At 39.3% G+C, this 24,649-nt stretch carries 26 protein-coding genes and 1 pseudogene; 22 read left to right on the top strand and 5 right to left on the bottom strand.

Annotated elements, in window-relative coordinates; translation table 11 throughout:
• The first annotated feature begins 9 nt into the window (after nt 1-9).
• From atpD to ACFQ0V_RS09750, 10 genes are all read left to right on the top strand, one after another.
• The gene (atpD, locus tag ACFQ0V_RS09795) at nt 10-1,425 is read left to right on the top strand and encodes a F0F1 ATP synthase subunit beta (protein WP_381012850.1); all 1,416 of its coding nucleotides are present in this window, start codon (nt 10-12) and stop codon (nt 1,423-1,425) included.
• A 25-nt stretch (nt 1,426-1,450) separates the two neighbouring features.
• On the top strand, nt 1,451-1,858 hold the full coding sequence (locus ACFQ0V_RS09790; RefSeq protein WP_381012847.1) for a F0F1 ATP synthase subunit epsilon: 408 nt from the start codon (nt 1,451-1,453) through the stop codon (nt 1,856-1,858).
• Nucleotides 1,859-1,953: 95 nt separating this feature from the next.
• Nucleotides 1,954-2,175 (top strand): DUF1146 family protein, encoded by a 222-nt coding sequence (locus ACFQ0V_RS09785; protein ID WP_194562568.1) that lies wholly within the window; start codon nt 1,954-1,956, stop codon nt 2,173-2,175.
• 208 nt (nt 2,176-2,383) lie between these two features.
• The gene (murA, locus tag ACFQ0V_RS09780; RefSeq protein ID WP_381012843.1) at nt 2,384-3,682 is read left to right on the top strand and encodes a UDP-N-acetylglucosamine 1-carboxyvinyltransferase; all 1,299 of its coding nucleotides are present in this window, start codon (nt 2,384-2,386) and stop codon (nt 3,680-3,682) included.
• A gap of 203 nt (nt 3,683-3,885) precedes the next feature.
• Nucleotides 3,886-4,863, top strand: coding sequence for a rod shape-determining protein (gene mreB / locus ACFQ0V_RS09775; RefSeq protein ID WP_381012840.1), 978 nt, complete (start codon nt 3,886-3,888; stop codon nt 4,861-4,863).
• A 16-nt stretch (nt 4,864-4,879) separates the two neighbouring features.
• The gene (locus ACFQ0V_RS09770; protein ID WP_381012838.1) at nt 4,880-5,710 is read left to right on the top strand and encodes a flagellar hook-basal body protein; all 831 of its coding nucleotides are present in this window, start codon (nt 4,880-4,882) and stop codon (nt 5,708-5,710) included.
• A gap of 15 nt (nt 5,711-5,725) precedes the next feature.
• Complete coding sequence (locus ACFQ0V_RS09765; RefSeq protein ID WP_381012835.1) at nt 5,726-6,583, top strand: flagellar hook-basal body protein; 858 nt, start codon at nt 5,726-5,728, stop codon at nt 6,581-6,583.
• An 18-nt stretch (nt 6,584-6,601) separates the two neighbouring features.
• A complete protein-coding gene (locus ACFQ0V_RS09760) occupies nt 6,602-6,889 on the top strand; it encodes a DNA-directed RNA polymerase subunit beta (protein WP_381012832.1) in 288 nt (95 codons plus the stop codon).
• A 25-nt stretch (nt 6,890-6,914) separates the two neighbouring features.
• Entirely contained in the window at nt 6,915-7,355 is a 441-nt protein-coding gene (gene fabZ, locus ACFQ0V_RS09755) for a 3-hydroxyacyl-ACP dehydratase FabZ (protein WP_381012829.1), read from the top strand.
• Nucleotides 7,356-7,405: 50 nt separating this feature from the next.
• Nucleotides 7,406-7,795, top strand: coding sequence for a hypothetical protein (locus ACFQ0V_RS09750; RefSeq protein ID WP_381012827.1), 390 nt, complete (start codon nt 7,406-7,408; stop codon nt 7,793-7,795).
• A gap of 64 nt (nt 7,796-7,859) precedes the next feature.
• On the opposite strand, the gene ACFQ0V_RS09745 is transcribed toward ACFQ0V_RS09750, so the two are convergent.
• Together ACFQ0V_RS09745 and ACFQ0V_RS09735 are read right to left on the bottom strand one after the other, a co-directional pair.
• On the bottom strand, nt 7,860-8,318 hold the full coding sequence (locus tag ACFQ0V_RS09745) for a YwpF family protein (protein WP_381012824.1): 459 nt from the start codon (nt 8,316-8,318) through the stop codon (nt 7,860-7,862).
• Between the two features lie 13 nt (nt 8,319-8,331).
• Nucleotides 8,332-9,463, bottom strand: a pseudogene (locus tag ACFQ0V_RS09735) (class I SAM-dependent methyltransferase).
• A 139-nt stretch (nt 9,464-9,602) separates the two neighbouring features.
• Here ACFQ0V_RS09735 and ACFQ0V_RS09730 point away from each other — a divergent pair.
• Nucleotides 9,603-9,947, top strand: coding sequence for a phage holin family protein (locus ACFQ0V_RS09730; RefSeq protein WP_381012816.1), 345 nt, complete (start codon nt 9,603-9,605; stop codon nt 9,945-9,947).
• A gap of 152 nt (nt 9,948-10,099) precedes the next feature.
• Nucleotides 10,100-11,758: an N-acetylmuramoyl-L-alanine amidase gene (locus tag ACFQ0V_RS09725; RefSeq protein WP_381012813.1), complete on the top strand. Its 1,659-nt coding sequence runs from the start codon at nt 10,100-10,102 to the stop codon at nt 11,756-11,758.
• Between the two features lie 40 nt (nt 11,759-11,798).
• Here the strand turns inward: ACFQ0V_RS09725 and ACFQ0V_RS09720 are convergent, their stop codons facing one another.
• Together ACFQ0V_RS09720 and ACFQ0V_RS09715 are read right to left on the bottom strand one after the other, a co-directional pair.
• The gene (locus tag ACFQ0V_RS09720; protein ID WP_381012810.1) at nt 11,799-12,242 is read right to left on the bottom strand and encodes a hypothetical protein; all 444 of its coding nucleotides are present in this window, start codon (nt 12,240-12,242) and stop codon (nt 11,799-11,801) included.
• Complete coding sequence (locus tag ACFQ0V_RS09715; protein WP_381012807.1) at nt 12,242-12,745, bottom strand: ferritin; 504 nt, start codon at nt 12,743-12,745, stop codon at nt 12,242-12,244. The genes ACFQ0V_RS09720 and ACFQ0V_RS09715 overlap by 1 nt, the downstream gene beginning before the upstream one ends.
• Before the next feature lie 209 nt (nt 12,746-12,954).
• Between ACFQ0V_RS09715 and ACFQ0V_RS09710 the strand changes: the two genes are divergently transcribed.
• Nucleotides 12,955-13,551 carry an SAM-dependent methyltransferase gene (locus ACFQ0V_RS09710; RefSeq protein ID WP_381012805.1) on the top strand — a complete coding sequence of 199 codons (597 nt, stop codon included), beginning with the start codon at nt 12,955-12,957 and terminating at the stop codon, nt 13,549-13,551.
• Nucleotides 13,552-13,719: 168 nt separating this feature from the next.
• On the opposite strand, the gene nfsA is transcribed toward ACFQ0V_RS09710, so the two are convergent.
• Entirely contained in the window at nt 13,720-14,448 is a 729-nt protein-coding gene (gene nfsA, locus ACFQ0V_RS09705; protein WP_381012803.1) for an oxygen-insensitive NADPH nitroreductase, read from the bottom strand.
• A 121-nt stretch (nt 14,449-14,569) separates the two neighbouring features.
• Here nfsA and ACFQ0V_RS09700 point away from each other — a divergent pair, with 121 nt between their 5' ends.
• From ACFQ0V_RS09700 to ACFQ0V_RS09660, 9 genes are all read left to right on the top strand, one after another.
• On the top strand, nt 14,570-16,129 hold the full coding sequence (locus tag ACFQ0V_RS09700; RefSeq protein ID WP_381012801.1) for an FMN-binding glutamate synthase family protein: 1,560 nt from the start codon (nt 14,570-14,572) through the stop codon (nt 16,127-16,129).
• 133 nt (nt 16,130-16,262) lie between these two features.
• Nucleotides 16,263-17,537, top strand: coding sequence for a GTPase HflX (gene hflX, locus ACFQ0V_RS09695; protein ID WP_381012798.1), 1,275 nt, complete (start codon nt 16,263-16,265; stop codon nt 17,535-17,537).
• Nucleotides 17,538-17,668: 131 nt separating this feature from the next.
• Nucleotides 17,669-18,484 carry a DUF6612 family protein gene (locus tag ACFQ0V_RS09690; RefSeq protein ID WP_381012796.1) on the top strand — a complete coding sequence of 272 codons (816 nt, stop codon included), beginning with the start codon at nt 17,669-17,671 and terminating at the stop codon, nt 18,482-18,484.
• 320 nt (nt 18,485-18,804) lie between these two features.
• Complete coding sequence (locus ACFQ0V_RS09685) at nt 18,805-19,755, top strand: ABC transporter permease (protein WP_381012794.1); 951 nt, start codon at nt 18,805-18,807, stop codon at nt 19,753-19,755.
• On the top strand, nt 19,748-20,701 hold the full coding sequence (locus ACFQ0V_RS09680) for an iron chelate uptake ABC transporter family permease subunit (RefSeq protein WP_381012791.1): 954 nt from the start codon (nt 19,748-19,750) through the stop codon (nt 20,699-20,701). Before ACFQ0V_RS09685 ends, ACFQ0V_RS09680 begins: the two co-directional genes overlap by 8 nt.
• The gene (locus ACFQ0V_RS09675; protein ID WP_194562587.1) at nt 20,698-21,459 is read left to right on the top strand and encodes an iron ABC transporter ATP-binding protein; all 762 of its coding nucleotides are present in this window, start codon (nt 20,698-20,700) and stop codon (nt 21,457-21,459) included. Before ACFQ0V_RS09680 ends, ACFQ0V_RS09675 begins: the two co-directional genes overlap by 4 nt.
• A gap of 20 nt (nt 21,460-21,479) precedes the next feature.
• Complete coding sequence (locus ACFQ0V_RS09670; protein WP_381012788.1) at nt 21,480-22,448, top strand: siderophore ABC transporter substrate-binding protein; 969 nt, start codon at nt 21,480-21,482, stop codon at nt 22,446-22,448.
• A 77-nt stretch (nt 22,449-22,525) separates the two neighbouring features.
• Nucleotides 22,526-23,308, top strand: coding sequence for a hypothetical protein (locus ACFQ0V_RS09665; protein WP_381012785.1), 783 nt, complete (start codon nt 22,526-22,528; stop codon nt 23,306-23,308).
• Nucleotides 23,309-23,395: 87 nt separating this feature from the next.
• Entirely contained in the window at nt 23,396-24,601 is a 1,206-nt protein-coding gene (locus ACFQ0V_RS09660; RefSeq protein ID WP_381012782.1) for an MFS transporter, read from the top strand.
• Nucleotides 24,602-24,649 lie beyond the last annotated feature (48 nt).

Below are 24,649 nucleotides of genomic sequence, written 5' to 3'. Positions count from 1 at the left end.
GAACTCACAATGAGTAAAGGACATATTCTTCAAGTTATGGGTCCGGTAGTTGACGTTAAATTTGAAGACGGTAATTTGCCAAAGATCTATAACGCATTGAAGGTCCAAATCGAACGTCCAAACGCTGAAGCAGAAACACTTACGTTAGAAGTAGCGTTACACTTAGGTGACGACACAGTTCGTACGATTGCGATGTCATCTACGGACGGCTTAAAACGTGGTGTCCCAGTTGAGGACATGGGAGCGCCAATTTCGGTTCCAGTTGGAGATAATACACTCGGACGCGTATTTAACGTATTAGGAGATCACATCGACTTAGGCGAAGCGATCCCTACATCTGAGCGTCGTGACCCAATTCACCGTAGCGCGCCAGTATTTGAGAACTTATCAACAGAAGTTGAAATTTTAGAAACAGGTATTAAAGTTGTTGACTTACTCGCACCTTACATTAAAGGTGGTAAAATCGGTCTCTTCGGTGGTGCCGGAGTTGGTAAAACGGTTTTAATTCAAGAGTTAATTAACAACATCGCTCAAGAACACGGTGGTATTTCGGTATTCGCTGGTGTTGGTGAGCGTACACGTGAAGGTAACGACTTATACTTTGAGATGACAGATTCAGGTGTTATCGAAAAGACAGCGATGGTATTCGGTCAAATGAACGAACCACCAGGTGCTCGTATGCGCGTAGCATTAACAGGTCTTACAATGGCGGAATACTTCCGTGATGAGCAAGGACAAGACGTTCTTCTCTTCATCGATAACATTTTCCGTTTCACTCAAGCAGGTTCTGAGGTTTCGGCACTTCTTGGCCGTATGCCATCTGCGGTTGGTTACCAGCCGACACTTGCTACTGAGATGGGTCAATTACAAGAGCGTATTACATCAACAAACGTTGGTTCTGTAACATCGATTCAAGCGATTTACGTACCTGCGGATGACTACACTGACCCTGCTCCAGCAACAACGTTCGCTCACTTAGACGCAACGACAAACTTGGAGCGTAAACTTTCAGAGATGGGTATTTACCCAGCGGTTGACCCACTCGCATCTACATCACGTGCACTTTCTCCTGAAATTGTTGGAGAAGAGCACTACAACGTAGCGCGTGAAGTACAATCTACTTTACAACGTTACCGTGAATTACAAGATATTATCGCGATCCTCGGTATGGACGAGTTAAGTGAAGAAGATAAATTAGTAGTAGGACGTGCGCGTCGTATTCAATTCTTCTTATCACAAAACTTCCACGTTGCTGAACAGTTCACTGGACAGCCAGGATCATACGTTCCAGTAGCTGAAACGATTTCAGGATTCAAAGAAATCTTAGAAGGTCGTTATGACCACTTACCAGAAGATGCGTTCCGTTTAGTTGGACGTATTGAAGAAGTAGTTCAAAAAGCGAAAGATATGGGCGTAGAAGTTTAATAAAAGGGACCAGGAGGGAATTTAAATGAAGACAGTAAAAGTCAATGTTGTTACTCCCGATGGCCCAGTTGTTGAAACGGATGCAACGATGATTATCGCAACTGCTGAGTCTGGTGAAATCGGGATTCTCCCGGGTCACATCTCAATGGTAGCTCCGCTTCAAATCGGTCCACTTCGTATTATGCATGATCAAAATTCAGAAGAATATATTGCAGTGCATGGTGGCTTCATGGAAGTACGTCCAGATGTTGTAACAATTCTTGCTGAAAGTGCTGAGAAAGCTGAATCGATTGACATTGCACGTGCACAACAAGCCGCAAAACGTGCGGAAGAAGCGCTCAAAGCGAAGCAAGCAGATGTTGATCACAAAGCTTTTGAATTAGCTCTTAAACGTGCCATTAACCGTATTAATGTGTATGAAATGAGACGTTAATTGACAAAATGATGGCGAACAGAATTTTTCTGTTCGCTATTTTTGTATGAATGAGTATATTCTACGCAAAATAGGGTATGTTAGGAGAGAGTTGCATGTTATTTTTACATAATCCTTTTTTAGTATTAGCGTCACATTTATTTTTCATTTCGATTAGCTTTTATGCATTACAAGCATTGCGATTTGACGTATTTATTCAGAAGAATAAAGTATTTCAGGCGCAATTGTTGTTTATTTTGCTAAGCATAGCCATTGGAGCTACCGTTTCGAATTTATTTTTAGATTTATCTGCTTGGACAAATCGTTTCGTGTCATAATGAGATGTTTAGCAAAATTGAAACAATTTTAAATATAGCTATTAAATATGTGAGTTCCATTCACATATTAAGGGAAATAGGTTAGACATCACTTGTAAAGCATTTTTGAACCTTGTAAAATAGAAGGTGTTTTGACAAATTGAACATGATAAATGAATGAAATTAAAATGAGACATATCGATAAATAAACGAGTCGGAGGGACTACTGTTGGACAAAATTATTATTCAAGGTGGACAGCGTTTAGAGGGTAAAGTACGTGTTGAAGGTGCTAAAAATGCTGTGCTTCCTATTTTAGCAGCCGCTTTACTCGCATCAGAAGGAAAACAAATTATTAAAGACGTGCCGAACTTATCGGACGTCCATACAATCAGCCAAGTATTGAGAAGTTTACGCGCAGATGTGACACATTATCCTGAACAAAATGAATTACATATTGACGCTTCCACAAATCTTGCGAATGAAGCACAATTTGAATTTGTACGTAAAATGCGCGCTTCTATTTTAGTGATGGGTCCTATTTTATCACGTACCGGCTTTGCACGCGTCGCAATGCCAGGTGGTTGCGCGATTGGTTCACGTCCAATCGATCAACATTTAAAAGGATTCGAAGCGATGGGAGCAGAGATTACTTTCGGAAATGGATACGTTGAAGCGCGTTCAGAAGGACGTTTAAAAGGAGCGCGTATTTATTTAGATTTCCCAAGTGTAGGTGCGACAGAGAATATTATGACAGCAGCAGCACTTGCTGATGGAATGACAATCATCGAAAATGCCGCTAAAGAGCCTGAAATTGTTGATTTAGCAAACTTTATTAATGAGATGGGTGGTCGTGTCATCGGTGCAGGTACGGACACGATTCGTATTGAAGGTATGGAGAAGCTTCACGGAACGACGCATTATATCATTCCCGATCGCATTGAAGCAGGTACGTTCATGGTTGCAGCCGCGATTACAGGTGGCGATATTTTAATTGAAAATACATTGATTGAACATAGTACAGCACTCGTATCGAAAATGCGTGAAATGGGTGTCGAAATTACAGAAGAAGGCGAAGGAGTTCGTGTAAGAGCGAAACATCCATTAAAGGCTGTCGATATTAAAACGATGCCTCATCCAGGATTCCCGACAGATATGCAGTCACAAATGATGGCTTTAATGCTCGTTGCAGAAGGAACAGCAATTTTAACGGAAACTGTTTTCGAAAATCGTTTCATGCATGTTGAAGAATTCCGCCGTATGAATGCGAATGCGAAAATTGAAGGTCGCTCAGTCATCGTCACAGGACCGAGCCAATTACAAGGAGCAGAGGTCGCTGCAACTGATTTACGTGCAGCAGCATCACTCATTTTAGCTGGTCTCGTTGCGGAAGGTATTACACGTGTAACAGAACTAGAGCATTTAGATCGTGGTTATGTCGATTTCCATAAAAAATTACGTGCTCTAGGGGCAAACATTAGTAGAACGACAGATCCTCAACAAGAAAAAATTGTACACTTCGCTCGTTAAGTGAGAAAACATGAAAACTAGAGCTGTTTTGAACAAATAAATTTTGTCAAAACAGCTTTTTCTTCATTGTATGATTCACTTTATCTCACTTGAAAACATCGAGAATCATCTGTCAAATGAGGTGAAATATGGTACAATTAATAGTTAGGAAGTCAAAATATATAGACGAGAGAATACGATGAGTGGAAGGGGTAATTAACAAAATGTTTGCCAAAGATATCGGGATAGACCTCGGAACAGCAAACGTGCTCATTCATATGAAAGGGCAAGGAGTCGTTTTAAATGAACCAGCAGTTGTAGCGATTGATAAAACGACGAATAAAGTGTTAGCGGTTGGAGAAGAAGCACATCAAATGGTCGGTCGAACTCCTGGAAATATTATCGCAATTCGCCCAATGCGTGACGGGGTTATTGCTGATTTTGATATGACAGAAGCTTTGCTCAGTCATTTTTTAGATAAATTAAATGTAAAAGGATTCTTTTCAAAGCCGCGTATTTTAATTTGTTGTCCAACAAATGTAACGACAGTGGAACAAAAAGCGATTCGTCAAGCAGCAGAAAAATCAGGTGGGAAAAAGATTCATTTAGAGGAAGAACCGAAAGTAGCTGCTATCGGAGCAGGTATGGATATTTTCCAACCTAGTGGCAATATGATTATCGATATCGGTGGCGGAACGACAGATGTAGCTGTTATGTCGATGGGCGATATCGTAACGTCTGAATCGATTAAAGTAGCAGGAGATCTGTTCGATCGTGAAATTACGATTTACATAAAAAATAAATACAAATTACTCATTGGAGAACGCACAGCTGAAAATATTAAATTAGAAGTCGGCACAGTGCTTCCAGGAAATCGTCAAGATACGATTGAAATTCGTGGTCGTGATATGGTGACGGGTTTACCAAGAACGATTGAAGTTTCGAGCGACGAAGTGAGTGAAGCGTTAGAAGAATCGATTCAATTGATTATCCAAGCAGCAAAGTCTGTATTAGAAAAAACACCACCAGAATTGTCGGCAGATATTATCGACCGTGGTATTTTCTTAACGGGTGGTGGAGCGATGTTGGATGGCTTAGATACTCTTCTTTCAGAAAAGCTTCTCGTACCTGTATTCGTTTCAGAAAACCCGTTAAATTGTGTTGCAGCCGGCACAGGGATTTTACTCGAAAATATGAAGTAAAAGAAGGTGAAATTTAATGTTTAAAGGATTTTATACAGCAGGGTCAGGTATGATTGCGCAACAGCGTCGTACGGAGCTTTTAGCAAATAACTTATCAAATGCGCGCACTCCAGGATTTAAAGAAGATCGAGCGACGATTCGTTCATTTCCTGAAATGTTTTTAGCGCGTATGGATGAACAAAGTTTACCGACACAACATCCATTACATCGACGTGGATTAGCACCCGTTGGAGAACTCTCCACAGGAGTTTATATGCAAGAAACTTTACCAAATTTTATTCAAGGTTCATTGTTAGCAACGGAATTGCCAACAGATGTAGCTCTCGTTGATATTTGGTCAACAACAGATCCAGAAACAGGAGAAAAGGGAACATTTTTCTTCCGCATTGAAGGCCCAAATGGTGAAGAGCAATATACGCGTAACGGTAGTTTCGCACTCGGCCCAAACCGTGAATTAATTACATCTTATGGCGCTTACGTATTAGATTCGAATGGGGATCGAATTCAATTGACAAATGATGATTTCACAATCGATTCAGATGGTCGTATTTCTGAAACAGGTCAAGTGTTAGGTATAGCATTTAGCCAAAATCCATCGACATTAATTAAACAAGATAATGGTGTCTTTGTACATCCCGATGGAGAACAATTAGTGGATGTTTCACAAGAAGAAGTGAACATGTATTATAATATTCAACAAGGATATGTAGAAGGGTCGAACGTCGATGCAGGTCGAACGATGACAGATATGATGACAGCATATCGTACATTTGAAGCGAACTCTAAAGTGTTACAAGCTTACGATCGCAGTATGGAAAAAGCTGTTGAATTAGGACGTATTAATTGATGAGGAGCGATAACGATGATTAGAACGATGGTAACCGCTGCTAATACGATGGGACAAATTCAGCAAGAGCTTGATATCATCGGACATAACGTAGCGAATGTTAATACGCATGGATATAAAGCTGAACAAGTATCATTTCAAGAGATGCTCTATCAACAGTTTCGCAATGATAAAGGCGATACACAAGCACCAAGACAGTCTCCGTTAGGCATTCGTTATGGTGTTGGAGCGATGATGGGGCATTCAAAAGTGAACTGGAAGCAAGGAGCTCTTCAAACGACAGATCGAACACTTGATTTTGTTTTAAAAGAACCTAAACAATATTTCAATATTCAAACGACAAATGAACAAGCAGGAGGTCGAAACGTTTACGATATCGTTTTGACGCGTAAAGGAAATTTCTATGCACAGCCAGAAAATGATGGTACGATGCTTTTAGTGAATGAAGAGGGCCATCCTGTTCTTGCGTTAGGAGATCAGCAAATTCGCTTTGATGAAGATTTCCAAAGTCTTTCTGTTAAAGACGGTGGAGAGTTACAAATTCAGTTTAGTGACGGTAGAATCGAATCACATCAATTGCAAATTACACGTGTCGATCGTCCAGATTTGATGAAACGTTTACCATCAGGTAATTTAACAATACCTGACAACTTTGATGCGTTAGGATTTCCAGTAGGAGAAGTTATGACCGACTTAGTGACTCCTGAAGAACGCGGAGTGATAGGTATTCAACAAGGAGCGTTGGAGATGTCTAACGTTCGATTAGAGAAAGAATTAACTGAGTTAATTAATACGCAACGTTCGTATCAAATGAATGCGCGTACAGTAACATTAGCAGATCAAATGTTAGGCATTATTAATAATGTTCGCTAAACGAAGTGAGGAATAACGATGACAGAAACGCGAAAAGAGCGTCGAACGCGCCAAAAAAATCGTCCAATCAACCGAGAATATGATGAGGCCCCGTTAGATAGGCAAAATGATATTCGAGAACAATGGAAAAAAGTACGAAAAATCCCGATTTTAGCTCGTGTAGGCATCGTCCTCATTTTAGCCATTTTAGCAATAGTGATTGGAACAATGATAGGTTATAGTGTATTAGGTGACGGATCAGCCCTCGACGTATTTAAAAAAGATACTTGGCAACATATTTTTGATATTTATCGTGGAGCTGAATAATGAAAAAGCGCAGGTGTTAATAATAATGTTAAACGCAACAGAGATACAACAGATTATTCCGCATCGCTATCCTTTTCTACTCGTCGATCGTGTGACGGAGTTAGAAGAAGGGAAACGAGCAGTTGGTTATAAAAACGTATCTGTAAATGAAGAGTTTTTCAATGGACACTTCCCAAACTATCCCGTAATGCCAGGAGTACTCATTGTTGAAGCGCTAGCACAAGTAGGAGCTGTCGCTTTATTAAAAAAAGAGGAAAATCGAGGTCGTCTTGCGTTTTTTGCAGGTATCGATAGTTGTCGTTTTAAGCGTCAAGTCATTCCTGGAGATCGTTTAGATTTACAAGTAGAAATTACACGCTTACGCGGAACGATTGGCAAAGGGAAGGCAATTGCTACGGTCGATGGAGAAGTTGCATGTGAAGCTGAAATTACATTCGCTTTAGGACCTGTACAAAGTGAGATGTAATAACATTCGAACGGTTTTTTTCGAATCACCTTTGGGAGGTAAACGATTAAATGTTTAAAGAATTATCACCGAATATTAAAAGCAGTATTACGCGATCAATTTCGCAAACGTATGAACAATATATGGAGCGAATTGATTGGAATGAAGAAGCATATGATATTGAAGATTATTTAATGTCGTGGAAAGAATACATTAATGAACGTGCGCTTTGGTATGAAACATTATCTGCGGAACAGAAAGAAGATCCACAGTTTCATGAAGATATGGCTGTTCGTATTAATGAAGTCATTTTAAAAATGTTAACAGACCCGCCATCTGAAGAGCAAATTGCTGCAATCGAAGTGCTACAAGAAGAATTAGGCACACATTTCGATTACGCATGTAAAGCAGAAGCGACGTATGTTGAAAATAAATTGCTGCGTATGAAAAATAAAAATTAATAAATGTATCATATGATAAAGACGCTTATACAATCTTATTAAGATATGTGTAAGCGTCTTTCTTTTAATTTTTTTTCTGTTCACGATACAGTTGTTTATCAATGTTAAGTCGAGGTCGTTCTTTCATATTTTTTTCGAATTGTTCGAGTAACTCGATACCGTCAAATCCGTCATTGAGCAATTGTTCTAAAAGTTGTTCCGCATATTTTGCCCGCACTCGTTTTAATTTACCTTTTAACAAGATAGAGACCTCATTTTCACCGATATTTTTCATATCTTCTACCGTTACGATAAATCCAGCGGGCTCATTGTCAGGATATGAGATGACGACACGAGCTTCTAACAATGTTTCTTCCTCACTCCATTTTTCAAAAAGTGATCGGTATTGGCGTTCTAAGAATAGTTCGAGTACCCATGAGCCCCTACTATTTTCTTGATTAATAATAATGCCATCAATGAGGGGAAAGTTAATGAATTCATCGTTTTCAACAATTTGAATCGATAACATTTTAAATGTTTTCATACGAGACTCTCCTTTACAATCTTCCGAATTTTTTTAATTCCGTTTCTAAAAATGGTTCAGCTTGCAGTAATTGAGTGAAATGTTTATAGTCTTCAAAATCTTGAGTCGTCGCTTTACTATTTGTAGCGTATGCTCGAATTAAAATATTTTTAGGGGTATGTTCTAAATCAACGAATTCTAATAATTGAACATCGTACCCGACAAGTTGAAGCAATTGAGCTCGAATCGCGTCAGTCGCTAAAGCACTGAACCGTTCTTTTAAAATGCCATGCTTCGTTAAAACATCTAATGCAGGAGCGTTAAGTTGTTCGAAAAGTTCATGCTGGCCAATGAACAGCCCGAGCGAGCGCAAGGTCTGTCGCAACATCACAAGCGTGTAAAGTAATCACCATGTCCACTGCTTCTTCTTCGTAATCGCTAATATCGCCAATTTGAAAGTTCAATTGTTCGTAGTTTAACTTTCGAGCAATATTTTCACAATGTTCGATGACTTCTTTTTTTAAGTCGAGTCCTGTAATGCGGACGTCGCGCTTTTTTATTTCGACTAAGTAATGATAAAGCGCAAATGTTAAATATGATTTACCTGAACCGAAGTCGATAATTCGAATCGGACGATCTGTTGGTAAATGGGGGAAAGTATCTTCAACCATTTCGATGAACCGATTAATCTGTTTGAACTTTGCGTGCTTCGCTGCACGGATTTTTCCATCTTTCGTTTGAACACCTAATTCGACGAGGAAAGGATGAATCGTGTCTTCTTTTAAAATGTATTGCTTTTGGCGATTATGAGTAAAATTGATCTCTTTCGGTGCAGGGTGATCTTTTGTTTTATAAAGCACTTTAAACTTTTTCGAAATTTGCGCTTGCGATGCGTAAGTTGTATGGTCAAAGTGCACTTGTCTAAAATGATTCAACTGTTCTGTCAGTTCCTTTTGCGCCTCTACAAAAGGTAAGTTTTTATGATACATTGTATGTTCTAGCTGATACTCAAATTGAATGATGAGTTCGTTTTGAATTTCTATTTTTTTAAGTTTAATGCGTTGTACTTCATTCGAGCGTAGACGAGGTTGACTGATCGTTCCTGCTAAAAAAGAATCGCTCGTTAGTTGTTTATTTAAAACGTCGACAAACTCCAAAAATTCCATAGTGAAAACTCCTTTATCGATGACGGTACTTATTTGTTCAGCATACCAAAAATACGTGCGAAAAACTATGTAGAAGCGGTTTAATTTACCTGGAAATGGGTAGTATATTAATATAATAAATAGGAAAGGAAGAGATTGTATGAGATGGTTAGGCGGTATTTTTTTAAATGGCTTATTTTTTATAATTTTATCAAGTATTCTTCCGACATTTCACGTGGAAGACTTCGGAGCGGCGCTCGTCGCAAGCTTTGTATTGGCGCTCGTTAACATTTTAGTGCGACCATTTTTATATATTTTAACTTTGCCTGTAACGATTTTAACATTGGGACTCTTCTCGTTCGTTGTGAATGCGCTTATGTTACTATTAGTGAATAAAATTACAGGAACAGGTTTTGTAATTGACGGCTTTGGTCAAGCACTAGCAATCGCAATTTTAATGTCTGTATTCAACGTCATTTTAAATAAAACTTTGTTGAAAGACTGATTGGTAAATTTCGCTATCATGAAGGTATAAAAGCATGAGTCAGAACTGTCAACTTTATGAATTTCTAAACTTCCATATTCACGAGCTAGTAATTCGTGGTAAGATAAAGAGTAGATGCAATTTAAACGAGATTAAAAATGGAGGTTTACAATTTGTCAAAAGTAGCGAAAACAGTTTTGTTTGCTTTGCTCGCTGTGATTATGATTTGGCCATCGGATAGCTTCGCGAATGGATTAAAATTTAATGATGTTACGGAAAATTCGCGTGCGTACAAGGAAGTAAAGTTTTTAGCAGATCGTAACTATATGAATGGAAAAACATCGACGCGATTCGGCGTCAATGAAAATGTTACGAGAGCTGAAGCGGCAGCTATTATCGGACGCGCTTTAAATATTTCTTCTGCAAACCAGGAGACGTCATTTAAAGATGTTCCAAAAGGATATCGTTTCTCAGGTTACATTCAAGAACTCTCGAAGCGAAATATTATTACAGGTTATGCAGATGGAACGTTTCGACCGAATGAACAATTAACTCGTGGTCAAATGGCAATTATAATTAATCGTGCATTTCTTAAAAATCCTAATGTGAAAATTGATGCAGCTGAACAAATGTTAATGAACTTAGGAATTTCAGAAGGGGTAGCGGATGGAACGTTTGGACGTCAAAATAAAATTTTACGTATCGATTTTGCGGTCTTTATCGCTCGCTCAATCGAACCTTCATTCCGTCCGAATGTAGTAAAACCACCTACTGAGCCAGTAGATCCATTTACAAGAACAGTGTATGTGACGTCAGAGAAATCACCTCTAAATGTTAGAAGTGGACGTGGAATGAACTATGCAGTCATTGGACAACTACCATTCCAGACAAAAGTTAAAGCAGCTTATCCTGTAAATGGCTGGACGAAAATTCAATATGATAACGGTAAAAAGGAAGGTTATGTAGCGGAAGATTATTTAAGCACTACATACCCACAACCAACACCTCCAACACCTAAACCTGAGCCAGCGCTGGTAGAACCGACACCAGTGCCTCCTGTTACAACAAATGCTTCTACAGTAGGTTATGTAACAAGTGCCACTTTGAACGTTCGTTCACAAGCGAATGATAGTTCGGCAATTGTCACAAAAGTATCAAAAGGCACAGAACTCGCAGTTACATCGATCAATGGTTTTTGGGCTGAAGTGACAACACCTACTGGGCATAAAGGGTTTGTTCACAAATATTATATTAAATTAGTGAATAAAAAAGGAAACGCTGTTCAAAATCGCATTATCGTCCTCGATCCGGGGCATGGTGGGAGCGATCCTGGTGCGATTAGTGGTGGAGCAAATGAGAAATCAATCACATTAAATGTGAGCAAAAAAGTAGCTGACAAACTAAGACGTGCAGGTGCGAATGTACATATGACTCGCACAGGAGACACGTATCCGACATTGACACAGCGTACTCAATTTGCGAAGAGTAAATTTGCTGAATCATTCATTTCTATTCATGCGAACTCAGCTTCGGCAAGCGCATCTGGAACAGAAGTGTGGATCGATACAAAATTCAATGCAAACGGTGCAGAAAGTCGTATTCTTGCACAATATGTTCAAAATAAAATTGTGCAAAAAGTGAATATGAAAGATCGTGGTGTGAAGGATAGTGCATTCCAAGTATTACGCGAAAACAATACGCCAGCAATTTTAATTGAATTAGGGTTTATTACGAATAGTTCAGACCGTCATAAAATGACGAGCGAAGAATATACAGAGTTATTTGCTCAAGCAATTTATGAAGGAATTGTTCAATACTATAGTAGTAAATAAATAAAACCGTCATCAATGATCAGCCATTGATGACGGTTTTTTAAGTGAGAAAAAATAAAAGTTCTAACTGTACAGCAGTGTGATTTTTATAGGTTTGTGCAACTTTTTGAATGAATTGATAAAATGATGAAAAATAAGTTGAAGCTTTCACTTGTCCTACATATTGATACATCTCACTGTCAAATGTCATTTCGTAGTGAACGAATCGGCTTAGATCTGTCAAAGGTTCTGTGCGATATAAACGAATCGTTTTTAAAGAGTCCCAAGGGTAGTTCAAAGCATCTGACAATAGCAAAGTGCGGTGAAAATGAGCACTTTTTTTCGAGCGATCTACTAAAGTAGTTTGAAAAGCTGGCAACTCGAAATTAGGCAGGCAGTAAAGTTCTCCTAAAACTTGAATCAAATCAGGATGTTCACTTATGAAAGCTGCGACTGTATATTTATCTTCATGAACACCATTGATTTGTAAAGAAAAAGTCGACATTATTCGTCAGCGGAAAATGCACGTGCACCGAGTTCTTTTTCGTAAATGAAGAGTGCGTTTTTATCTCCACCGATACGTTTTAAATATTCGATATGTGTGTCAAACGAAGCTTCTTCTTCTACTTGCTCATCGAGGAACCAATTTAAAAATGAAATCGTTGCGTGTTCTCTTTCTTCCATCGCGAGGTCTGCGAGTTCGTAATACTGTTTCGTCACTTCTTTTTCTTGGCGGAGTGAAGTTTCGAACGTGTCGAGTAATGAATCAAAGTCTGTTTTAGGTGCTGCGATACCACGGAATGTCGTGCGGACACCACGATCATTTAAATAGTTGTAAATTTTCATCCCGTGGAAACGTTCTTCTTTCGCCTGTTCTAAATAGAAGTTTGCAAAACCTGTGTAGTTTGTGTACTCGCAATAAGCTGCGACAGACATGTAAAATTGTGCTGCATCGAATTCATTGTTCATTTGTTCATTTAAAGCAGTAGCTAATTTTTCTGATAACATAAAAATCCTCTCCCTTATGTTGGTAATATTTCTATACCTTAAGTATAAGGGAATGTAAACGAAAGTACATGTAATTTGTACTGCTTTTTCATAATCTTAAAATTTAATGTATTGTGACTTCGAGCAGGCTATTGAAAAGAAAAGTGAATGCGTTAAAATAGAGGGGACGAACAGCAATATGTTCAAAAAAGTAGAATATGGGGGAATCTATGACGGCAGATTTAAAACGAGATGCTTATTTTTCGATTCAAACTGTCGGCATTCAAGATTGGGATGCATCTTCCGCTCATTACAATCGCTACGAAGCGACACCGTATGAAGCGTTAGATATTTTATTCCAATTTTTTGACATGCCATCGACAGGACGCTTCATCGATTTTGGTTCGGGAAAAGGACGTGTGCCAATCTACATTCATCACTACTTTCGAAATCCTGTTTGCGGAATTGAACGTAGTTTTCAATTGTTAGAAAAGGCGCAAGAAAATGAAGAGAACTACCGACTTCATCACAATGTAAGAGGAAACAAAATTGATTGGGTTCGCATGCAGGCGGAGCGTTACGTTGTTAAGCCAGTGGATACGATGTTTTATTTCTTTAACCCTTTTTCAGTACAGATTTTTGCGCAAGTCGTCGCAAACATTTTACATTCTGTGCATGAACATCCGAGACCGATTTACATTATATTATTTTATGAAACGGTCGAATATCGTGATTGGATTGAGCGTTATACGACGCTTTCACCGATTCAAGAAATTGAACTATCTGTAACAGACCCTTATGAAAAATTTGTCATTTATACAAATTAAGGTTTACGAAGAGAGAAAGAATAGGTAGAATAGAAATATAAGCTTTTATACCTATTTTTATAATGAAAATAAGGCTTAGGTTTAATTTTTTTGAAAAGTACGTTGTCATAGTAAAACATTTTAAATATAAAAAAGACTCATCGCAGAAACGATGAGTCTTTCGAGCGACTATCGATGTTTAAATCCTTGACGTTCTAATGATTGTTTCATATAAGTACGCTTCGGTTCTTTTAAGAAGTCAGTCATTTGTTCAGTCCAAGTGCTAACCTTATTATTTGAACTGCGCTCAGCGTAGTATTGCTTCATCGTTTCGTCGTACTGTGGAAGAAGTTCATCATACTTCGCATCATCATAGACGTCTGTATGAAGTACAGCTTGCAACGGAAGGCGTGGTTTCACTTCATTGCGTTTCGTAGGTACACCGATCGTCATAGCGAATAAAGGCATAACCCCTTTTGGAAGTTCAAATAAATCACTGATCGCATCGGGATTGTTTCGCACACCACCGATGTAACAAATGCCATATCCTTTGGATTCCGCAGCAATCGCGATGTTTTGTGCGCAAAGAGCAACATCTACCGCTCCGACAATTGTATTTTCAGCATAGCTATAATCGATTGTTTCACCGTGCAAAGCGGCTGCTTTTTCTAATCGTCGAAAGTCTGAACAAAACAGTAAAACGACTGCAGCACCATTCATTTGGAAAGCGTTTTTAGAGAGCTCACCTAATTGTTGTTTACGCTTCGCATCTGTGACGTGAATGATCGAATACGATTGTACGAAATGTGAACTAGCGGCATGTTGACCCGCACGTACGAGCTCGTGGACGGTCTCTAAAGGAATCGATTCGTCCGTATATTTACGCACGCTCGTATGGGATGTAAGTAAGTCAATCATCGTTGAAAACCTCCTGAAAATTTTAATTTAAAATTAGTATACTATGTCTCTACAATACATGATAAACTACATGAGATACAACGGAATTACCTAATAAAAAATAATTAAAGAAGGTGCAAAAATGGCTTGGTTGGAAGGTATATCAATTACGACAGCTTTACTTATTTTGTTTCTCATCGTTATTCCGATCGTCACAATTGTTTATTTATATTTCTTTGATCGGAAGCAAAAGCAACACGCGATTTTGAGAAACTATCCGTTACTTGGACGGGCGCGTTATATTTTAGAAAAGACAGGACCAGAATTTAGACAATATTTATTCGATGGGGACAATGAAGGACGTCCATTCAGTCGTCAACAATATTTGCATATGGTTATGCCTGGGAAATATTTAAGTAATGTCATCGGTTTCGGTTCGAAAAAGGACTTTACACAGCCGGGATATTATTTGCGTAACGCGATGTTTACAACACAAGTAGAAGAATTACATGTCGATAATACTGATATCGTTCAAACGATGAAATATGTCATTGATGAAGACAACTTATTTTCACGAAAAGAGCACCGTGAAGAAGTGGAAGCCCTACCATGGTTACTTCCAGAAGAAGAAGCAATTGTCATTGGACCAGAATGTAAAACACCGTTCCGCGTTCGCGGGTTTATCGGTCAAGCAGCGATGAGTTATGGTGGACTTGGACAAAACGCAATTCTCGCATTATCAAGCGGTATTTCACACGTACCAGGTTCGTGGATGAATACAGGAGAAGGTGGAGTATCTCCTTATCACCTTCAAGGTGGCGCAGATTTAATCGCTCAAATCGGTTCGGGTCTTTACGGATACCGTACGAAAGATGGCGAATTTAGCGTCGAAATGTTGAAAGAAAAAGCAGCGATGGATCAAATTAAAGCGTTTGAAATTAAAATCGCTCAAGGTTCAAAAATGCGTGGAGGACACGTTGAAGGAAGTAAAGTAACAGAAGAAATCGCAGCGATTCGTAACGTCGTACCACATACGACGATTAACAGTCCGAACCGTTTCCGCCAATTCGATGATTTTCCATCGATGTTCGACTTCATTGAATTAATTCGTGAAGAAGGTGGCAAGCCGGTCGGAATCAAAATCGTCATTGGTAGTAAGCAAGATGCGGATGAGTTAAGCAAATATATGGCGGATACAGGACGTCATCCAGACTTCATTTCACTTGATGGTGGTGAAGGTGGTTCGGGAGCGACATATCAAGACTTAGCTGACACACTCGGTTTACCACTCCGTTCAGCACTTCCGATTTTAGATAACTCATTAAAAGAACATGGTGTTCGCGATAAAGTGAAAATTATCGCTTCAGGTAAAATTACGACACCTGACTCAGCGGCGATTGCGATGGCACTTGGCGCAGATCTCGTACAAGGAGCACGTTCATTTATGATCTCGGTCGGGTGTATTATGGCAGGAAGCTGTCATACGAATGACTGTCCAGCAGGAGTTGCGACGACAGATGCGAAGTTACAACAAGGTCTCGTCGTCGATGAAAAGCAATACCGTGTTACCAACTATATTTTAACGATGCGTGAAGGATTGTACCGTGTTGCAGCAGCAGCTGGTTTAAATTCACCGAAAGAATTAAAGCGAGAGCACGTCGTCTTTAAAGATGAGCGTGGTCGTGTATTCCCAATTGAATAAATCTCGAAACTACGGAGGCTTTTTGCTCTCCGTAGTTTTTTGTCTATCGTTGTCTAAAAGGATGCACCCCTCATTTTCGCAATGTACTAAGAAATTCGTTATGATAGAGAAAAGCGATAAAGGAATGAACAGAATGGAACAATATATTGAAGAGTTCGCACTTCTCGTCGCTGTTAACGAGGATGACAACGCTCATTTTGATTATGAGATGGAAGAGCTACGTAATTTAACAGAAGCACTACAAGTCGAAGTGGTAGGAGAAGTGACGCAAAATTTACCGAGAATTCACCCGACGACATATGTAGGAAAAGGAAAGTTAGATGAAATTAAGCGGATGTACGAAGCGGTTGAGGCAAACTTAATCATTACAAATGATGAACTCTCCCCATCACAAATTCGTAACTTAGAAGAAGAGTTACAATGTAAAATTATTGACCGAACGATGTTAATTTTAGATATATTCGCTCGTCGTGCGCAAACGCATGAAGCGCGCATGCAAGTCGAGCTTGCACAACTTCAATACTTTCTCCCGAGACTCGTCGGCTTACGTTCCTCTTTAAGTCGTCAAGGGGGAGGGACGGGCGGTGGCTTCCAAAACAAAGGAGCTGGAGAAACGAAACTTGAATTGGACCGCCGTGTCATTGAAGACCAAATCGCAAAGCTTAACCGCAATTTAAGACATGCTGAAGAACAACGTCAAACGCAACGCAAACGTCGTAACCGTAGCGGTATGCCTGTCGTATCTATCGTAGGATATACGAACGCAGGAAAGTCGACATTGATGAATCAATTGCTGACGAGCATATACGGTGAAGAAGCGAAAGAAGTATTTGAAAAAGATATGCTCTTTGCGACATTGGATACATCTGTGCGCAAAGTAGAGTTGCAGAACAATCGCAAGTTTATTTTGACGGATACAGTAGGATTCGTCTCGAAACTCCCTCACCATTTAGTGAAAGCATTCCGTTCGACGTTAGAAGAAGCGCGAGAAGCGGATTTATTACTTCATGTTGTTGACGTTTCACATGAAGAGTATCGCTATATGATCGATGTAACGAATGAAACATTGTTAGATGTTGGCGTGGAAGATATTCCCACAATTCTCGTTTACAATAAAGCAGATGCGACATCGATGCCATATCCTTACGTTCAAGATAACGAAATTTGGATGTCAGCGAAAGAAGGAAAAGGGCTAGAACAACTACTCCAATTAATGAATCGTTATATTTTTGCAGATTATGAAATTGAAACGGTAACGGTTCCTTATGACCGAGGAGATCTCGTCTCATTATTAAATGAAGAAGCCCATGTCATTGAGACAGAATATGAAGAGGACGGAACACAATTAACGATTGAATGGTCGAGTCGTTTGAAAGAGCAGTTCCAACAAGCCCTGCAAAACGCATAAAAAAGTCGCACGGTGAATGTGGCACCGTGCGAGTCAAAGGACCTCTTATATTGTTAAGGGGTTAGGGGATTAATCTCTACCCGGGTTTTCAAAAGGATAAACATTTATTTAAAAAAGATAGGAGATTTTTCATGATGAAAAGGATGTTTCAATTTCTCGTGTTCAGCAGTGTATTATTCATAATTTCTGCCTGTTCTTCAACGGGAGATCAAGAAGAAGTATTCGACAAAATGCTTCAAAAAATCGATACGTATGAAAGTATGCATACGAAAATTTATTTAGACCAATATATGAAAGAAAACGACGAATTAGAAGAGCGTCAATTACGTACCTTGTCTAACATTGCATTAACGCGTGAGCCGTTCACTATGCATCAAACGATTAACGTCGATGCGGGTAAAGGGGAAGAAGCCGTAAGTAATGAGGAAATTTACATTACGGAACAAGGGATGTTCGTACAAAGCGAAGATGAGTGGATTCAATTCCCACCTGAAATGCATGAAATGATGATCGGCAATGGGAATGAATTTCATACGATTATCGATCTTGAAGTATTTCAAGACGTATTGAAGGAAATGAAAATCGAAGAAACAGGCAAGCAATACATTTTACGCTTTTCAACGACTGACCAGAAGAAACATGATGATTTAATGCGTTTGATTGCGGCGTCGAGTGTTGCAGGACAATTCCAAATGGAAGAAGCGATGGCATTTGACGCACTAACGGTCGATCGACTTCGCTTAGAATTGTATGTCGATAAAGAGACATATGATTTAAATATGTACAATTTAGATTTGGAATTTGATTTAACATTTGAAGATATCGTGTTAAGCATGGTGCAACATACAGAAACAGAAATAACAGAAATGAATAAAATTGAACCGATTGAAACACCACAAGATGTGTTAGACAATGCGGTTGATTTTGAACAAGAAATGCAAAAGTAAATAGTGAAAAAAACGCTCTTTTTTTAAAAAGGGCGTTTTTCTTTGAGAAAATCCAAAAACAATATTTCGAAAATTGTGTCAAATGATGTCGAAAAAAATAGAAAAAACGAAGAATCCCTTTACATTTCTCATCGTTTTTTAGTAGAATAGTTCATGAAAACGGAAAAAGCTTCTTTTTTTTACATACATATTGATAATCATTTTCAATTAGATGTTGACTAATTGGTGAAGATTGTTATAATAAAATTGCATGGCAGTGATAACGATTATCATTAACAATCATTGCTAAAAGCAAAATATTCGGTATCGGAGATTTGAAATTGAAGAAACGTTACTTAGTTATCGCAGTGATCTTGCTTTCATTCCTCTCCTTATTCGTAGGAGTTAGTCGGATCTCACCGTTAGACTTATTGGATTTTAAGTCGGAGCAAACTGAAATATTTTTATTAAGTCGAGTTCCTCGATTAATTGCGATCTTACTTGCGGGAGCAGGGATGAGTATCGCAGGTTTAATCATGCAGCAGTTGAGCCGAAATAAATTCGTCTCTCCAACGACTGCGGGAACGCTCGATGCGACACGCCTCGGTATTTTAGTATCGATGTTGTTGTTTGCGAACGCCTCTACGATTGAAAAAATGCTCGTCGCTTTTGCATTCGCGCTTGCCGGCACGCTATTGTTTATGCAAATTTTAGACCGCATTAAATTTAAAGATGCAATCTTTATTCCTCTCGTAGGTTTGATGTTCGGGAATATTTTATCGTCGATTACGACATTTTTTGCTTATCGTGCGAATGTTATTCAAAACATGTCCGCTTGGTTGCAAGGAGATTTCTCGATGATTATGAAGGGACGTTACGAGTTACTATACATTAGTATTCCTGTTCTCATCATCGCTTACATGTATGCGAATCGCTTTACAGTAGCGGGTATGGGAGAGGACTTCTCTAAAAACTTAGGACTCGCATATAAACGAATCGTCAATATCGGATTAATTTTAGTCGCTTTAATTACGACAACTGTCGTGTTAACTGTCGGAATGATTCCGTTTCTCGGGTTAATTATTCCGAATATCGTCTCGATTTTCCACGGAGACCATTTGCAAAAGACATTGCCGCATACGGCGTTACTCGGAGCGATTTTTTTACTCATCGCCGACATATTAGGAAGGGTGCTCATTTATCCGTATGAAATTTCAATCAGCTTAATGGTTGGGGTCATCGGAAGTGGTATATTCCTCTTCTTACTGTTTAGGGGGCGAGCATATGCGTAAAAATAGTACGAAATTAATCGTTCTCGTCGTTTTAGCTCTCGTCTCTTGTGCGCTTTATTTATTTTATGAATTGAATGGAAGTTATGATTATGCGTTGCCACGCCGTGCGGTGAAAGTCGCTGCGATGGCATTGACAGGAATTGCGATCGCTTATTCTACTGTCATCTTCCAAACGATTACACATAACCGAATTTTAACACCGAGCATTATGGGGCTAGATTCGCTCTACATATTGCTTCAAACATTATTTGTATTCTTTTTAGGTTCAATGCATGTGACGGTCGTTAATCAGCATGTCAACTTTGTACTTTCCGTCATTTCGATGATTGTATTTGCGCTTTTACTGTACAAATTTCTATTTCAAGCAGGGAAGCGTCCGATTTACTTTTTATTACTCGTCGGAATTATTGTCGGAACGTTCTTCTCAAGCATTACGACATTTTTACAAGTACTCATTGATCCGAATGAATTTTTAAGAGTGCAAGATAAAATGTTCGCAAGCTTCAATAACATTAACGGTGATCTCGTCTGGTGGGCGTTCGGCATCATTGCTATCGCTCTCATCATCGGATGGCGCTACATGGAAGAGTTAGACGTCTTGTCGCTCGGTCGTGATGTCGCGATTAACTTAGGTGTCCCGTACGATGCGATTGTGAAGCGCATGCTCATTTTATCGTCCGTATTAATTGCAGTATCGACAGCGCTCGTCGGTCCGATTACATTTTTCGGACTTATCGTAGCGAACTTGTCATATCAATATTTCAATACGTACAAACATAAAATTTTAATTACAGGTGCTGCTTTTATGAGCATTATCGCACTTGTCGGTGGTCAATGGATTGTCGAGCGTGTTTTTTCATTCTCGACGACATTGAGTGTCATCATTAACTTCGTCGGTGGAATTTACTTCATTTACTTATTATTAAAGGAGAGTAGATCGGCATGATTCAAGTCCGTAATTTGTCAAAATTCTATGGGAAAAAAGCGGTCGTCGAAAAGGTGAGTGTCGATATTCATCCGCAAAAAATCACATCATTTATCGGTCCGAACGGGGCGGGTAAATCGACATTGCTTTCAATGGTTAGTCGTTTAATCGATGCAGATACAGGAGAGGTAATGTTGGATCAAGATGATGTGCGTGGGATGAAGTCGAATGAATTTGCGAAGCGTGTATCGATTTTAAAACAGTCGAACTTTATGAACGTTCGATTGACGATTCGCGAACTCGTTTCATTTGGACGTTTCCCGCATTCACGTGGCCATTTGACAGAGGAAGACGAGAAGCATGTTGACCAAGCGATGGAATATATGGATTTGCTCGATATGGAAGACCGTTACTTAGATGAGCTATCAGGCGGTCAACGTCAACGGGCATTCATTGCGATGGTTATCGCACAAGATACAGATTATATTTTGCTTGACGAGCCACTGAACAACTTAGATATGAAGCACTCTGTACAAATTATGAAAATATTACGTCGCCTCGTCGACGATCTCGGTAAAACAGTCGTTATCGTTTTACATGACATTAACTTTGCATCGGTGTATTCAGATCGAATTGTCGCATTAAAAGACGGTAAAGTTGTACGGGACGGCACGACAGATGAGATTATTAATTCTGAAGCATTAAAAGAAATTTACGATATGGACATCCCGATTAAACGGATGAACAATTGCAATATTTGCGTTTACTTTAATTCATAATAAAAGGATGGTATACACTTATGAAAAAGTTTTTAACATTATTTTTAACGATGTCACTCATGTTCATTTTAGCAGCATGTGGTGGCGATAAAGAAGAACAAACGAAAAATTCAGACGCAACAGGAGATTCCAAAACAGACCAAGTGATCGATGTTCAACATGAACTTGACGATCAAGCAGTTCAAGTTCCAGCAAACCCTGAAAAAGTAGTAGTATTTGATTTAGGTGCTTTAGATACGATGGATGAATTAGGATTAGGAGACAAAATTGTCGGTCTTCCACAAGCGACAGTTCCAACTTACTTAGAACAGTATAAATCAGATGACTATGAAAACTTAGGGTCATTAAAAGAACCTGATTTTGAAAAAGTACATGCATCAAAACCAGATTTAATTATTATTTCAACACGTCAAGCAGAACTATATGATCAATTTAAAGAAATCGCGCCAACGATTTACTTAGCGATTGATGACAAAGATTATTTAAATTCTTTCGAAGCAAACGTTGAAACAATCGGTAAAATCTTTAAAAAAGAAGAAGAAGCTAAAACTGCATTAAAAGAAATTGAAGAAAAAATAACAGCTGTTCAAGAAGAAACAGCAAAAACAGATGATAAAGGATTAATCGTTCTCGGAACAGAAGGTAAAGTGAGTGCATACGGTCCAGGTTCACGTTTTGGTTTAATTCATGACGTATTAGGTGTAGAACCAGCGGATGAGCAAATCGAAGACTCACGTCACGGACAGAGCATTACATTTGAATACATTTTAGAAACGAACCCAGATATGATGTTTGTCGTTGACCGTGATACAGCAATCGGTCAAGATTCATCAGTGAAAGAATCACTCGAAAACGAAATCGTTCAAAAAACGAACGCATTTAAAAACGATAAAATGATTTATTTAGATGGTGAAGTTTGGTACTTAGCAGGTGGCGGACTCGAATCAATGAATATTATGGTTGATGAAATCGCAGCGGCATTTAAATAAGAGAGTAAACACCTAGAAAGCATTTGGCTTTCTAGGTGTTTTTGTTATAAGGTAAGAAAAAAAGGAGGGAGAAGATTATGTTAAATTGGAAAGCTCTTTACTATTTACATAAACGAAACGAAGCTTCATCAGAGCAGTATGTGCAGTGGGCGATTCGTGAAATGGAGAGCGGTATCGATGAGGAAAATGTCGTTGCCCTCGCTTGTTTAGATTTTATTCAACCGCTCAATCATTTTGAAGTGTTAGAAGCTTTTACTTATTTGTTAGAGTCCGAAGTGTATCGTATACCGACAGAAGAACAAGCAGCCCTCGCTTACATACGTTTTTTATTTCAACAAATGATGGGCTGGTGGCAAGATGATTTAAAGCTTTTGAAGCAGATCATTGTCATTGCGCGAGAAGAGGGTTTAGCGATTGAGTTTGAGTTGTATGGAATCGAAGAAAGAGTAGAAGAAGTGGTATACGGAGATAATGTAGAAAAGTGGATGGAAGGAGAAATCAACACATATTTGCAGGAGCAACTGTCTGCTTTATATACGAAGCTATTTTTATCCCCTTCGCTTCAAATGTTAATAGGTGAAGTTGTCGAACGAATCGAGCATGAGCCGACATTGATTCTCTTTGGTAATCCGTTTCGACTCGTTATTTCAGGAGCTTGGCATTTACGGAAAGGTTCGGAAGTGATCGGGGGGAGTGGAGAAGATTGCTTCGGGGAAGTGAAACGTGCATTACAAAATGAATTAATTAGCTATGTCGATTACGATGAAGCGACTTCTCTTTTAACTTTGCAAATGGGGGCTTATACGCTTCATGTTTTTCGTAATGTAACTTCACATCGTGGCTGGGAAATTTACATGTAAAAATTAAAAAAATAATGCGTTCTCTATTTCTTTATAGTATTATTGAATAGTCAACTGTCAAGACACTAAAAAGAATGGAGAAATAAAATGGGACAAACGGAGAAAGTTTCAAATAAAAAATTGCTTGGAATTGCGGGAACCGCTTGGATGTTCGATGCGATGGACGTCGGAATTTTATCGTTCGTCATCGCGGCGGTGGCGCTCGATTGGGGATTAACACCTGAACAGTCTGGTTGGATTGGAAGTATGAATTCTATCGGGATGGCGGTCGGTGCATTCGGTTTCGGTATACTCGCAGATCGTATCGGACGCAAAAATGTTTTTATGATTACATTAGTATTGTTTTCAGTCGCAAGTGGACTATCTGCTTTCACGACAGGATTAGGTGCTTTTTTAGTGTTGCGCTTTTTAGTAGGAGCGGGTCTCGGTGGAGAATTACCAGTCGCTTCAACTCTCGTATCTGAGAGTGTAGAAGCACATGAGCGTGGCAAGATGGTCGTCTTATTAGAGAGTTTTTGGGCAGCTGGATGGTTAGTCGCTGCGCTAATTGCCTATTTTATCATTCCGGATTACGGTTGGCGTATCGCTTTAATTTTAACGGCGCTTCCTGCCTTTTATGCGATTTACTTACGTCGCAATTTACCTGATTCGCCCGTATACGTAAAGGCGGGTGAACCGAAGCAGTCAATTGGAGAAAAGATTAAGCTCGTTTGGTCGAAGCAATATGCGAAGCGGACAACGATGTTATGGATCGTTTGGTTTACCGTCGTCTTTTCTTATTATGGTATGTTCCTTTGGTTGCCGAGCGTCATGATGATGAAAGGATTTGACATGATTCAAAGTTTCGGTTATGTGTTGCTTATGACGCTTGCACAACTTCCGGGGTACTTCACAGCAGCTTGGCTCATTGAACGAGCAGGACGGAAATTCGTGTTATCTGCTTATTTAATCGGGACAGCTTTAAGTGCGCTCGCGTTTGGAATGGCAGTGAGCGGCCCGATGCTACTGACATTCGGTGCGCTTCTTTCATTCTTTAACTTAGGGGCATGGGGAGCGCTTTATGCGTATTCACCAGAACAATATCCGACAGCAATTCGTGCGACAGGATCAGGAATGGCGGCTTCGATTGGTCGTATCGGTGGCATATTCGGTCCACTTCTCGTCGGGTCACTCGTCGCAAAAGGAGTCGGTTTCCCTATCATTTTCGGTATTTTTTGTGGCTCGATTTTAATCGGAGTCGCAGCAGTCATCCTTCTTGGAACGGAGACGAAACAGACACAACTAGAAATGTAAAAGCGGAGCTCACTCATGTGGGCTCTTTTTTGTGGAACCGTTCATCTT

It is taken from the genome of Savagea faecisuis (assembly GCF_042675605.1).
GTDB lineage: Bacteria > Bacillota > Bacilli > Bacillales_A > Planococcaceae > Savagea > Savagea faecisuis.
The sequence above is the reverse complement of the archived record's forward strand: the minus strand, read 5'-3'. Positions and strand labels throughout refer to the sequence as shown.